At 72.8% G+C, this 13,142-nt stretch carries 7 protein-coding genes and 1 pseudogene; 4 read left to right on the forward strand and 4 right to left on the reverse strand.

The genetic code is table 11. The features are described 5' to 3' along the window. Window positions 1-25: 25 nt before the first annotated feature. Window positions 26-5,929 (reverse strand): pullulanase-type alpha-1,6-glucosidase, encoded by a 5,904-nt coding sequence (gene pulA, locus GXB85_RS01210; RefSeq protein ID WP_161915794.1) that lies wholly within the window; start codon window positions 5,927-5,929, stop codon window positions 26-28. 209 nt (window positions 5,930-6,138) lie between these two features. On the opposite strand from pulA, the gene GXB85_RS01215 reads away from it, so the two are divergent. After that, entirely contained in the window at window positions 6,139-7,203 is a 1,065-nt protein-coding gene (locus GXB85_RS01215) for a GGDEF domain-containing protein (protein ID WP_161915795.1), read from the forward strand. A 142-nt stretch (window positions 7,204-7,345) separates the two neighbouring features. Further along, window positions 7,346-8,572 (forward strand): annotated as a pseudogene (locus GXB85_RS01220) (endo-1,4-beta-xylanase); the annotation flags it as partial. A 125-nt stretch (window positions 8,573-8,697) separates the two neighbouring features. Here GXB85_RS01220 and GXB85_RS01225 read toward each other — a convergent pair. Next, window positions 8,698-8,964, reverse strand: coding sequence for a DUF167 domain-containing protein (locus GXB85_RS01225; protein WP_161915797.1), 267 nt, complete (start codon window positions 8,962-8,964; stop codon window positions 8,698-8,700). Between the two features lie 276 nt (window positions 8,965-9,240). On the opposite strand from GXB85_RS01225, the gene GXB85_RS01230 reads away from it, so the two are divergent. Then, window positions 9,241-9,594 (forward strand): nuclear transport factor 2 family protein, encoded by a 354-nt coding sequence (locus GXB85_RS01230; protein ID WP_161915798.1) that lies wholly within the window; start codon window positions 9,241-9,243, stop codon window positions 9,592-9,594. 63 nt (window positions 9,595-9,657) lie between these two features. Here the strand turns inward: GXB85_RS01230 and GXB85_RS01235 are convergent, their stop codons facing one another. Beyond that, the gene (locus tag GXB85_RS01235; RefSeq protein WP_161915799.1) at window positions 9,658-10,641 is read right to left on the reverse strand and encodes a malate dehydrogenase; all 984 of its coding nucleotides are present in this window, start codon (window positions 10,639-10,641) and stop codon (window positions 9,658-9,660) included. Between the two features lie 23 nt (window positions 10,642-10,664). Beyond that, window positions 10,665-11,882 carry an NADP-dependent isocitrate dehydrogenase gene (locus GXB85_RS01240; protein ID WP_161915982.1) on the reverse strand — a complete coding sequence of 406 codons (1,218 nt, stop codon included), beginning with the start codon at window positions 11,880-11,882 and terminating at the stop codon, window positions 10,665-10,667. Window positions 11,883-12,221: 339 nt separating this feature from the next. Here GXB85_RS01240 and GXB85_RS01245 point away from each other — a divergent pair, with 339 nt between their 5' ends. Further along, on the forward strand, window positions 12,222-13,139 hold the full coding sequence (locus GXB85_RS01245; RefSeq protein ID WP_161915800.1) for an MIP/aquaporin family protein: 918 nt from the start codon (window positions 12,222-12,224) through the stop codon (window positions 13,137-13,139). Window positions 13,140-13,142: the final 3 nt, after the last annotated feature.

Below are 13,142 nucleotides of genomic sequence, written 5' to 3' on the forward strand. Positions count from 1 at the left end.
CGCTCACGTGCACGGACCCCTCGGCTCAACGGCCCAGCCAGCCCCACAGGTGGTGCCACCACCCGAGCCACCAGCCCCACCAGCCGCCCCACCAGCCACCGCCGCCGCCGTGGCCGCCACCCGCCTGGTCGTCGACGAGCACCGCGGCCGTGCGCGCCGGCACCGTCACCGTGCCCGTCCCCTCGTCCCAGGTCGTGGACCGCACCACGTCGTCGGCGCCCTCACGCTGCACCTCGGACAGCTCGAACGCCCGGCCCGCGAGCTCGTCGAGCGTCAGCACGACCTCCTCGTCCGAGGCGTTGACCACGGCGAGCAGCCCGTCGAGCTCGCGGTCCACGTCGGGGCCCACGGTGTCGTCGACGTGCATCGCGACCACGCCCGGCACGGCGTCGGGCCCGCTGCCCGGGAACGTGACCTTCTCGCGGATCAGCTCGGCGTCTCCGAGCCGGAAGAGCTCGGTGGACGAGCGCAGCTCGAGCAGCTCGCGCGCCGCCGTCTGCGCGGTCGCGATGTGCTCGGGCGCCGGCACCAGGGCAGGGTCCGCGAGCAGCGGCTGGTGGAACGGCCACTTGGCCTCGTTGTCCCCGGCCGGCGGCAGCCCGCGCGCGAACCCGTTCTGCTGCCCCGACCAGTCGAGCAGGTTGAACCAGTCGCCCGAGTTGTAGCTGTTCCGGTCGAGGGACTTGCTGCGCAGCATGTCCGAGCCCGCGTGCCAGAACACCGGCGTCTGCGCGAACGCCGTCGTGGCGAGCGAGACCGTGTTCATCCGCACGCGCTCGTCCATCGGGGTGTCCTGCGGCAGCTTGAGCGTCAGCACGTCGAAGAGCGTCTCGTTGTCGTGCTTGTCGACGTACGTGACGATCTCCTCCGGGGAGTCGGCGTAGCCCGCGGGCTGGCCGTTGTAGTCGATCTCGTCACCCCGGCGCACCTCGCCGTCGGCGGTCAGGAGCTCGTAGTCGCGCAGGTTGCCGGCCATGCCCAAGCGCACCAGGTCGGTCTGGTGCCGCAGCCGCGCGAGCTGCTCGGCCTCGTCGCCGTTGACCGGGGCCCCGTTCGGGTCCGTGAAGGCACCCGAGCCGAAGCCCTGCAGGCGCGGGTCCTCGTCGAACGGCCCCCCGCCACGCACGGCGTCGCGGAGGCGGTCGCTGAAGGTGCCGATCCCGGTGCCGCCCAGGTTCCCCTGACGCGCCTGGGTGAACAGCCTGTCGTCGGCGACCTCGCCGAAGTTCCAGCCCTCGCCGTAGAGGTAGACCTTCGAGCCGTCGACGCCGTCCTTCCTCGGCGTCAGGGCGTCGAGCGCGTCGCGCACCGCCTGCATGTTCTCGACGCTGTGGTGGCCCATGAGGTCGAACCGGAAGCCGTCGATCTTGTAGTCGCGCGCCCAGGTGACCACGGAGTCGACCATGAGCTTGCCGGCCATGGCGTGCTCGGTCGCGACGTTCTGGCAGCACGTCGAGGTCTCGACCTGCCCGACGGCGTTCAGGCGGTGGTAGTAGCCGGGCACCACACGGTCGAGCACGCTCCTCGGGTCCTGCCCGCTCGCCGCGGTGTGGTTGAACACCTGGTCGAGCACCACCTGGAGCCCGTCGTCGTGCAGCGCACCCACCATGGTCCGGAACTCGGCGACGCGTGCGCCGCCGTGCGCGTCGACCGCGTACGAGCCCTCGGGTGCGGTCCAGTGCAGCGGGTCGTAGCCCCAGTTGAAGCCGTCCTGGTCGCGGATCGGGTCGAGGCACGCCTGCTGCTCGGGCGAGTCCGGCGCGAACGAGCCGAGGTCGCACGGCGGCTCGGCCTGGGCGGACCTGTCCTCCTCGATCGTGGCGATGTCGAACGTCGGCAGCAGGTGCACCGTCGTCAGGCCGGCCTCGGCCAGCCCGCGCAGGTGCTCGCGTCCCGCCGTGCCGTCCTGGGCGAACGCGAGGTACGTCCCGCGCAGCTCGACCGGCACGGTCTCGTCGGAGATCGAGAAGTCGCGCACGTGCAGCTCGTAGATCGTCTGGTCGACGGGCTCGACCACGGGCTGCTTCGACCGCTCCCAGACGCGCGGCCGGAAGGCCTTGTCGTCGAGGTCCACGAGAACCGAGTGCGTCGAGTTGAGCGTCAGTGCGACCGACGACGGGTCCGTCACCCGGTTGACCTCGACGGCGTCCGTGGTCGGCGCGTAGACCGTGACCTCGTAGAGGTACGCGGCACCGCGCCAGTCCGTCGTGCGCGGCTTGCCCTTGCCCTTGCCGTGCTTCGTCGTGCCCGACGGCGGCGTGGCGGTCCAGGTCCCGTCGTCGTGGCGCGTCGCCTCGACGCGCACCGGCTCGGCGTCCGTCGAGGTGCCCGCGGGCCACAGGAGCAGGTCCACGTCCTGGGCCGTCGGTGCCCACAGCGCGAGGGAGACCCCCGGGACCCCGCCGTGCCCTCGCCTGCCGGTCCACGTCGCCCCGAGCGCGCGGTCCGTGGCCTCCTCGGCGAAGAGGTCGTCGATCACGCCCGGCACCTGGACGCCCGTGATCGCCGAGGCCCCGCCCGCCGCGTCGTACTGACCCACCATGAGCTCACCCGTGAGCCACGCCTCGACGTCGGCGCGCTCGGCGTCGAGCTCGAGCGCCAGGTACCCCTCGAGCGCCGGGAACCGCGCGAGCTGTGCGTCGCTCAGCCCGTCGCCCAGGGTGAGGGGCACCTCCTCGCCGCCGACGACGGCGTTCTCGCTCACCTCGAGCGAGGCGTCCGGCGCGTGGTGCAGGCGCCACGTGAGGTCCGCCGGGTCCACGCCGTCGGGCACGAGGGACGGCGGCCACGCGAGGGTCGACGCGTCGACCCAGTGCGCCTGCCACTGACCGACACCCGCGAGCGGCGGGTCGGCGACCTCGATGGTGAGCACGTGGGTCGCGAGGTCGTAGGCGAAGGTCACGGGCTTGCCGCCCGGCACGCTGAACGGGATGTTCGCGCCGTCGCGCACGCCGTCGACCCCGTAGTTCTCGGCCCAGCTCAGCCCGTGGGCGACCTTGACCTCGTAGGAGCCGGCCGGGACGGCCGAGGTGGTCCAGGTCGCGACGCCGTCGCCGTCGCCGTCGAGCAGCACGGCCGCGAGGCAGGCCGGGTCCCAGTCGCCCGCGCAACCCACCTCGCTCTGGAAGCTGCCCGGCAGGGTCAGCAGCGGACCCTGCGCGCTCGAGGTGAACGCGTGGCTCGCGCGGTCGTAGACGAACGTGACGTCGGTCGGCGCCGTGAGCGAGAACGCCACGTTCGCCCCGCCGGGCACGCCGCCCGCGCCGTAGTTCTCGTCCCACGTGCCGCCGATCGCGACCTTGTACTCCCACTCCCCCGCCGGGACGTCGGCGACGGTGCCCGCGTAGAGGCCTCCGCCCTGGTGGGCCAGCACGATCTCGGTGCAGTCGGGCGCCCAGTCCCCCGCGCAGCCCACCTCGGAGTTGAACGAGCCGGGCACGCTGACCAGCACCTCCTCGGGCTCGGGGCCCGGGTCCACGGGCTCGGCGCCGTCGACCGCGAGGCCGACCGAGGCGTAGGTCGACGCGGCCGCGCGCGCGCCGTCGGCGGTGGTCGTGACGGCGCGGTACTCGACGAGCGTGCCCGGCGCGAGGTCGCTCGTGTCGTGGAAGACGCGCGGCGAGGTGTCCTCGGCCGTGCCGAGGGCGGTCCACGCGTCGTCCCCGATGACGCGCCACGCGAACGAGGTCTCCGCCCACAGGTCGTCGACCACGTCGGCGGTCACCGGCTGGAGCGCCTGCGCCTTCGCGCCGGGCGCCGGTGCCGTGAGCGTGAGCTCGGGGGCACCCGCGGCGACCTGGGCGTCGGCCACGAGGACGACGGCCGAGAGCGGCGGCACGGTGAGCTCGACGACGCCGTCGGCCCCGGCCGTGACGGCCGCGTGGTCGCCGTGCAGCGAGGTGAAGGACGCGCCAGGGGTGAGCGTGTCGACCGTCACGGTTGCGGCCGACGTCGCGTTGTTGAGCGCGACCAGGTGCTCGACCTTCTCGTCGCGGTGCACGCGCGAGAACGCGTAGACCGAGTCGGCACCGTCGACGGGACGCTCGACCTGGGCGCCCGTGTCGAGCGCCGGGTGGGCGTCGCGCAGCCCCGCGAGCGCCGCGATGTGCGCGTACAGGGGTGCGTCCGTCGCGTACCTGTCGGTGCTGCCCGCGGTCTCGCCCGTGAGCAGCGGCTGGTCGACGTACTCGGCGACCTCGGACGCGAAGAGCGACTGCCGGGCGTCCTTGTCGCCGCCCGTGCCCGCGAAGCCCTGCTCGTCGCCGTAGTAGACGACCGGCTGGCCGCGCGTGAGGTACATGAGCGAGTGCGCGAGCTGCGAGCGCTCGAGCCCGTCGCCGCGCGGGGCGACGAAGTGACCGATGCGGCCCATGTCGTGGTTGCCGAGGAACGTCGGCAGGGCGGACGCGCTCGTCGTCGGGGTCGTGTAGTGGTCGTCGGCCGCGAACAGGTCGCGCAGCGCGTCGGGCGAGAAGCCCTGCGCGAACGACGACGCCTTGGCCTGGAAGAGGAAGTCGAGCACCGAGCTCATGTCGGTGTCGCGGACGTAGGGCGCGAGCTTGGTCGCGTCGGCGTCGAACACCTCGCCGAACATGAAGAACTCGTCCTTGCCCTGTGCGTGGGCGTAGTCGAGCACCTCGGTGGCCCACTGCTCCCAGAACTCGATGTTGACGTGCTTGGCCGTGTCGATGCGGAAGCCGTCGATGCCGAGGTCCACCCAGTCCTGGTAGACGTCGACGAACCCGTCGACGACGGTCGGGTGCTCGGTCATCAGGTCGTCGAGACCGACGAAGTCGCCGTAGGTGACGGACTCCCCCGTCCACGTGCTGTCGCCGCGGTTGTGGTAGAGCGTCACGTCGTTGAGCCAGGCGGGCACCTTGACGTCGGCGTCCTCGGGCGCGACCACGGGCGTGTAGGGGAACGAGGTCGCGGGGTCGAGCTCGGGGAAGTCGCCGGTCCCGGCGTACTCGGCCGGGTCGAACGGGTCACCCGCGGCCGTCCGGTACGGCTCGTCCGACTGCTCGACGTAGGAGTACTCACCCTCGGCGTAGTCGATCACGTCGGCCGTGTGGTTGGTGATGATGTCGAAGTAGACCTTGATGCCGCGCGCGTGCGCCTGGTCGATCAGCTCCTCGAGCTCGGCGTTGGTGCCCAGGTGCGGGTCGATCTGCGTGAAGTCGGTGATCCAGTAGCCGTGGTAGCCGGCCGAGGCGTCCGCACCCGTGCCCTGGACGGGCCGGTTCTTGAACGACGGCGTGAGCCAGATCGCCGTGGTCCCGAGCCCCTCGACGTAGTCGAGCCGCTCGATCAGGCCCGCGAGGTCGCCGCCGTGGTAGAAGCCCTTGTCCGCCGGGTCGAAGCCGTGGGCCAGCCGGTCGCCCGGGATCCCGGCGGTGTCGTTGTCCGGGTCGCCGTTGGCGAACCGGTCGGTCATCACGAAGTAGAAGCTCTCGTCCGAGCCCGGCTGCCGCGCGGGCGCGGCCACCAGGGCGGCGTCGTCGTCGCTGTACGCCCCGCCCAGGTGCACCGGCACGACCGCGGTGCGGTGGGTCGCGTCGTCGTAGGTGAACCGCAGCGTCGTGGGGCCGGCCAGGTGCAGGGGCGCGTTGTCCACGCCGCCCTCGGCCCCGTAGGACTCGTCCCACGCGTCGTCGAGCGCGACCTTGTACTCCCACGTCCCGGCGGGAACCTCGAGCTCGGCGCTGAAGAGGCCCTCCCCGAGCGGGGTGAGCTCGGTCGTGGCGCAGTCGGGCTGCCAGTCACCGGGGCAACCGAGCTCGGACTGCAGGTCCCCGACCAGCGCGACGCTCGTCGCGGCCGCCTGGGCAGGTGCCGCGGCCGGCGGCAGGACGGTCAGCGCGCCGCCCAGGGCGACGGCCAGTCCGGTCAGCAGGGCGGTGGCCGCACGCGGCCGGGTCGACGACGGCATCGGGACTCCCTTGTCCACAGACTTCACCCGGGTGAAAGCGGGTTCGGCGCCGACTGTAACGAGGTGCAGCAACTTTCAGCAAGCCCCGACGTGATGCAGGTCACGCACGGGACGGACGGTGCCGCACCCGTGGGCGCGCTTGCGCGACGCGCCGGGTGCTTCCCGTCACGTCCGCTCACCGGCACCCCGCACCGGCCGATGAGAGGACCATGGAGCCCTGGGTGCACGCCGACGGCGAGGCGCGCGTCGCCGCGCGCACCGCAGCGGGTCTGGTGCTCGCGGGCGCGCTCGCCCTGGCGAGCGGCCAGGCCGCGCTCGCGATGGGCTCCGGCGCCCAGGCCGCGACGCTGGGCATCGCCCTCGGGCTCGCGACCCTGGCCGGGGTGCTCTGGTTCACCCACGACAGGCTCCCCCACGGCGTGCTCGTCGCCACCGCTCTCGCCATGGTCGCGACCGTGCTCGGCACGGACCTGCTGACGCAGGACGCCGGCGGAGGCGCACAGGTCGCCCTGCTGCTCCCGACAGTCTACGCCGCGGCGTTCCTGCGCCCGTGGGCCGCGTGGCTCACGACCGGCGCGGCCGTGGTGGCCGAGCTCGCGCTCACCCTCACGCTGCTCCCCACGGACCAGGCCGTCACGGACTCGAGCCTCGTCGTGGTCGCCCTCGTCGCGGTCACGGCCGTGCTGTCCACCGCCGGACGGCGGCAGCGTGCGCTCGTCGGCCGGCTGCGGACGCTCGCCTCCCTCGACAGCGTGACCGGGGTCGCGACGCGGCGCGTCTTCGAGGAGCGGCTGGCGGCCGCGCTCATGCCCGGGGCGCCCCGCGTCGGCGACGCGCACCCCGCCGTTCGCGGGCGTCCGGGCGTCGGCATCCTGGTCATGGACGTCGACAGGTTCAAGGCGGTCAACGACGCGCACGGGCACCCCGGCGGGGACGCCGCGCTCGTCCACGTGGCCCGCCTGCTGCGCTCCGGCGTCCGCTCGAGCGACACGGTCGCGCGCCTGGGCGGTGACGAGCTCGCCGTGCTGATGCCGGTCGCGCGGATCGAGGACCTCGAGGCCCGCGCGGAGGCCCTGCGCAGCGCCGTCGCGGCCACCCCCCTGCACTGGGAGGGCGACGAGGTCGCGCTCACGGTGTCGGTGGGCGTCGCGCACGCCGACGCCTGCACGATCGACCTCGGCCGCACCGGCCCGGGCCACCTCTACGCCGCCGCCGACGCCGCGCTCTACCGCGCCAAGCGTGAGGGACGCGACCGGGTCGTCGTCGCCGGCTGAGCGCGACCGCCCACGACTTGTCGACGGGTCGCGGCGTCAAAAGTTGCGCGATTGAGCGCCTGGCTCCTTCAACGTTGAAGCGATCGAATCGTTCCGGACTCTGGGCCGCACGGCTGGCGACGACGCCGGCCGCGAACCGAGGAGGAACGATGACTCGACCTACACGACCATCGCGAACCGTGAGTTCAACATGATCACGGCCGAGAACGAGATGAAGATGGACGCGATGCAGCCGCAGCGCGGCCAGTTCAACTGGTCGAGCGGCGACCGGATCGTCAACGGGGCCCGGCAGAACGGCAAGCAGGTGCGCGGTCACGCCCTCGCATGGCACTCGCAGCAGCCGGGCTGGATGCAGAACATGTCCGGCTCGCAGCTGCGGCAGGCGATGCTCGACCACGTCACCCAGGTCGCGACCTACTACCGCGGCAAGATCCACTCGTGGGACGTGGTCAACGAGGCGTTCGCCGACGGCAGCTCGGGTGCCCGGCGTGACTCGAACCTGCAGCGCACCGGGAACGACTGGATCGAGGCGGCGTTCCGCGCCGCACGCGCCGCCGACCCGAACGCCAAGCTCTGCTACAACGACTACAACACCGACAACTGGCAGCACGCGAAGACCCAGGCCGTGTACCGCATGGTCCAGGACTTCAAGGCGCGCGGCGTGCCCATCGACTGCGTCGGCTTCCAGGCGCACTTCAACAGCGGCAACCCGGTGCCGAGCAACTACCACGAGACCCTGCAGAACTTCGCCGACCTGGGCGTCGACGTGCAGATCACCGAGCTGGACATCGAGGGCTCGGGCTCCTCGCAGGCCCAGCAGTTCGACGGCGTGACGCAGGCGTGCCTCGCGGTCGAGCGCTGCACCGGGATCACGGTGTGGGGCGTGCGCGACACCGACTCGTTGCGCGCGAGCGGGACCCCGCTGCTGTTCGACGGCAACGGCAACAAGAAGCAGGCCTACACCGCCGTGCTCAACCGCCTCAACGGCGGCGGCACACCGGCCGACCCGGGCGATCCCACGGACCCGGGCGACCCAGGTGACCCGGGTGACCCGGGTGACCCGGGTGACCCGGGATCGGCGACCTGCACGGCGACGTACTCCGAGGGTCAGAAGTGGAACGACCGCTTCAACGGCACGGTGACCATCCGGGCGAACTCCGCCATGAGCGGCTGGTCGTCGACCGTCCAGCTGACGAACCCGCAGCTCATCACCGCGGTGTGGGGTTCGGGCACCCCGTCCTGGCCCGCCCAGCGGACCATGGTGGTGAGCGGCGGCGGCCTCGCGGCCGGACAGACCACGACGTTCGGGTTCACCGTCCAGCACGGTGGCACCTGGACGTGGCCGGCGGTCAGCTGCACGGCGTCGTGACGCCGCGTCCTAGCACGGCGTCCTAGCACCGCGCCCGCGGGCCGAGCGCCCGCAGAGGGCGCCACGGACGACGGCGGCGTCGCACCTCACACGTGCGGCGCCGTCGTCGCGCGGGCACGCCGGGCTCAGGAGCCCCGCAGCTCGCGTACGCGCACGGCGGCCACGTCGTCGGGCAGGTCCACCTCGACCACCTTGTCGCGGCTCGTCGCCCCCGCCACCAGCTCGACGTGCCGACGGCGCACCCCGAACGCGTCGGCGACGGCGCGCAGCGCGGCCTCGGTCGCGGCGCCGTCCACGGCGCGTGCGGCGACCGCGACGACGAGCCGCTCGCCGTACGCCCCGCCGACCGCCGTCCGCGAGGCACCTGGTCGCACCCGGATCGCCACACGCATGTGCCGAGCATCCCAGTCCACGCCACCACTCGTGCGCCACGTCCGGCCCCGCCACGCCCGGGCCCGCCCCGCCCGGCTGATCCGTCCCACCCGCCCCGTCCCCCATCCGGCCCCGCCCCGTCGCGCGGCTCGCCGTCGTCCGCTCCGCCGGCAACGGGGAAGGTTCGTCGCGGGTGGCGGCACGGAACCTCCCCGTTCGTGGCCGACAGGGCTGCGCGGGGCCGCATGCGCTCGGCACCGCTTGCCGGTGGGACGGGCGACGGCGATCGTGGACGCATGGGTGAGGTCACTGAGCTGGAGCGGGCGGGTTGGCAGGCGCTGAGCACGGACGGCGCGGCCGCGCACGCGTTCTACGACGGCCTGCTGGACGACGACGTCACGATGCTCCTGCCGGGCGGGCTGGTCCTCACCGACCGCTCGGAGGCACTCCGGGCGATGAGCGGTGCGCCGTGGGACGAGCACGCGCTCGCCGACCTGCGTGAGGTGCACCCGACGCCGGACACCGCGCTCGTCACGTACGCGGTCACGGCGCGCCGCGGGGACAGCCCGTACGCGGCGCTCGTCAGCAGCCTGTACGTCCGGCGCACCGACGGATGGCGGCTGACCTTCCACCAGCAGACCCCCCGCTGAGGAGCACTCCGGGAACGACGACGGCGCCGCACCGGGGAGGTGCGGCGCCGTCGGGCGTGCGGGTCAGACCAGGCCGAGGCCCCGGACCGCGTCGCGCTCCTCGACGAGCTCGGCGACCGAGGCGTCAATGCGCTGCTGGGAGAACTCGTTGACCTCCAGGCCCTGGACGATCTCCCACGCCCCGCCACGCGAGCGGACCGGGAAGGAGGAGATGAGCCCCTCGGGCACGCCGTACGAGCCGTCCGACACGATCGCGGCCGACGTCCACGCGTCACCCTCGGTGCCGAGCACCCAGTCCCGCACGTGGTCGACGGCGGCATTCGCGGCCGAGGCCGCCGACGACGCCCCCCGGGCCTCGATGATCGCCGCGCCGCGCTTGGCGACGGTCGGGATGAACGTGTCCGCGAGCCATGCCTCGTCGACCAGCTCGGTCGCGGGACGCCCGCCCACGGTCGCGTGGAAGACGTCGGGGTACTGGGTGGCCGAGTGGTTGCCCCAGATCGTCAGGCCCGCGATGTCCTTGACGCTCGCACCCGTCTTCTGCGCGAGCTGGGACAGCGCGCGGTTGTGGTCCAGGCGGGTCATGGCCGTGAACCGCTCGGTCGGGACGTCGGGCGCGTGCGACGCCGCGATCAGCGCGTTGGTGTTGGCCGGGTTCCCGACGACGAGCACGCGCACGTCGTCGGCCGCGACCGCGTTGATCGCCTCGCCCTGCGGCTTGAAGATGCCGCCGTTGGCCTCGAGCAGGTCGCCCCGCTCCATGCCCTTGGTGCGCGGGCGGGCGCCCACGAGCAGCGCGACGTTCGCACCCTCGAAGCCCACGCGCGCGTCGTCGGTGATGTCGATCGACTCGAGCAGCGGGAAGGCGCAGTCGTCGAGCTCCATCGCGGTGCCCTCGGCCGCCTTGACCCCCTGCGGGATCTCGAGCAGGCGCAGGCGCACCGGGGTGTCGGCGCCCAGCATCTGACCCGACGCGATGCGGAACAGCAGCGCGTAGCCGATCTGCCCGGCGGCGCCCGTGACGGTGACGGTGACGGGAGTGGTCATGTCGGTCTCCTTCTCGGTGGCGCTCAGGCGAGCCGCGCGGCGAGGTTCTCGTCGAGGGCCGCGAGGAACTCCTCGGTGGTCAGCCAGGGCTGGTCCTTGCCGATGAGCAGGGCGAGGTCCTTGGTCATCTTGCCGCTCTCGACGGTCGTCACGACGACGTCCTCGAGGGTCTGCGCGAACTGCGTGACCTCGGGGGTGTTGTCGAGCTTGCCGCGGTGCGCGAGGCCCCGCGTCCAGGCGAAGATGGAGGCGATCGGGTTGGTCGAGGTGGGCTTGCCCTGCTGGTGCTGGCGGTAGTGGCGCGTGACCGTGCCGTGCGCGGCCTCGGCCTCGACGGTCTTGCCGTCCGGCGTCATGAGCACCGACGTCATGAGGCCGAGCGAGCCGAAGCCCTGCGCGACGGTGTCCGACTGCACGTCGCCGTCGTAGTTCTTGCAGGCCCAGACGTAGCCGCCCTCCCACTTCATCGCGGCCGCGACCATGTCGTCGATCAGGCGGTGCTCGTAGGTGAGGCCGGCCTCGTCGAACTGGGCCTTGAACTCGCTCTCGAAGACCTCGGCGAAGATGTCCTTGAAGGCGCCGTCGTACGCCTTGAGGATCGTGTTCTTGGTCGACAGGTACACGGGGTAGCCGCGCTGCAGGCCGTACGCGAACGACGCGCGCGCGAAGTCGCGGATCGACTCGTTGAAGTTGTACATGCCCATCGCGACGCCGCCGCCCTCGGGGTACGTCACGACCTCCTGGTGGATGGGCTCCGAGCCGTCCGCCGGGGTGTAGGTGATCGTCAGGGTGCCGGCGCCGGGCACCTTGAAGTTGGTCGCCTTGTACTGGTCGCCGTGGGCGTGGCGGCCGATGATGATCGGCTTGTTCCAGCCCGGGACCAGGCGCGGGATGTTGCTGATGATGATCGGCTCACGGAAGACGACGCCGCCGAGGATGTTGCGGATGGTGCCGTTGGGCGACACCCACATCTTCTTGAGGCCGAACTCCTCGACGCGCGCCTCGTCCGGCGTGATGGTCGCGCACTTGACGCCCACCCCGTGCTCGCGGATCGCGTGCGCCGCGTCGATCGTGACCTGGTCGTCGGTCGCGTCGCGGTTCTCGATCGACAGGTCGTAGTAGCGCAGGTCGACGTCGAGGTAGGGGTGGATCAGGCGGTCCTTGATGAACTGCCAGATGATCCGGGTCATCTCGTCGCCGTCGAGCTCGACGACCGGACCCACGACCTTGATCTTCGCCATGCGGGACTCCTGTTGCTTGTCGGACTTCTGGTCGGACTGCGTGCGGACGGCGTGCCTGCCGTGCGGCGGGAACGCGTCGTGCCACGCGCCCGGCGGGCCGCGGTCGACGACGACGTCGGCCCTGGGCCAGGTGCCGGCGCGAGACGGGCGCTCGGGCCCGTGCTGCGCGGCCAGATTACTCGACATCGAGAGACCTGGCCGAACCCTGCCGCCTGCCCATCCTCGCACCGGGGGCCCGCGTGCACCCGGTCACGCGTCCGTCACCCGATCCCCGGCGGACGCCCGCGCCCCGGTGGGAGGATGCGACCGCCGACGCCGCACCCACCGAGAGGGACCTCGATGCCTCCCACCGCCTCCCCCGAGCCTCACGACGACGACGCGACCCTCGCGGCCACCGGATCCGACGACGAGGTCGCGCGCACCGACGACCCGGAGCGCGACGACGTCACGGCCGCCACGACGGACGCCGCCGCGGCCGCGCACGACGAGGGCTCCGGCCTGGTCGTGCGCGTCGGCGCCGAGGCCGCCGCGAGCTTCGTCCTCGTCCTCGCGGTCCTCGGTGTCGCGCTCTACAGCGGGATCTCGGGCGTGGGCTCGCTCGGCGCCGCCCTCGCGGGCGGCCTGGCCCTGACGGCCGTCGTCGCGACCTTCGGCCCCGTCTCGGGTGGGCACGCGATCCCCGCGGTGACCCTCGCCGCCGCGATCGCAGGCCGCCTGCGCTGGGCCGACGTCGTGCCCTACTGGCTCGCCCAGCTCATCGGGGCCGTGACCGCGGCAGCAGTCGTGTTCCTCACCGTCCCGCCCGAGCTGCCGGGACTGCTCCAGCACGCCGACGCGCGCGCGTTCCTCGCGACCGTCGCCAACCAGTGGGGGCAGGAGTCTACGCTCTGGGCGGCGAGCGGCGAGGCGACCGCGTTCGACCTGCGCTCCGCGCTGCTCGTCGAGATCGTCGGTGCCGCCGTGCTCGCGGGCGTCGCGCTCACGGCCGGCCTGCGGTCCCGCGGCACCGGCCCGCTCGCCGCCGGTGCCGCGTTCGCCGTGCTGACGATGCTCGCCGCACCGGTCACCGGAGCCTCGCTCAACCCCGCACGGTCGACCGCGGCCGCGATCTTCGCGGACGGCGCGGCGCTCGAGCAGCTCTGGCTCTTCTGGGTCGCCCCCCTCGTGGGCGCCGCCGTCGCGGGGCTGCTGCACCGGGCGTTCGCACCGCACGAGGACGTGCTCGAGGAGGTCGTGCTGGTCGACCCCTACCGCTGAGCC

Origin of the sequence: Cellulomonas sp. APG4 (assembly GCF_009996735.1) — a bacterium.
In the GTDB taxonomy this organism is placed as follows: Bacteria; Actinomycetota; Actinomycetes; order Actinomycetales; family Cellulomonadaceae; genus Actinotalea.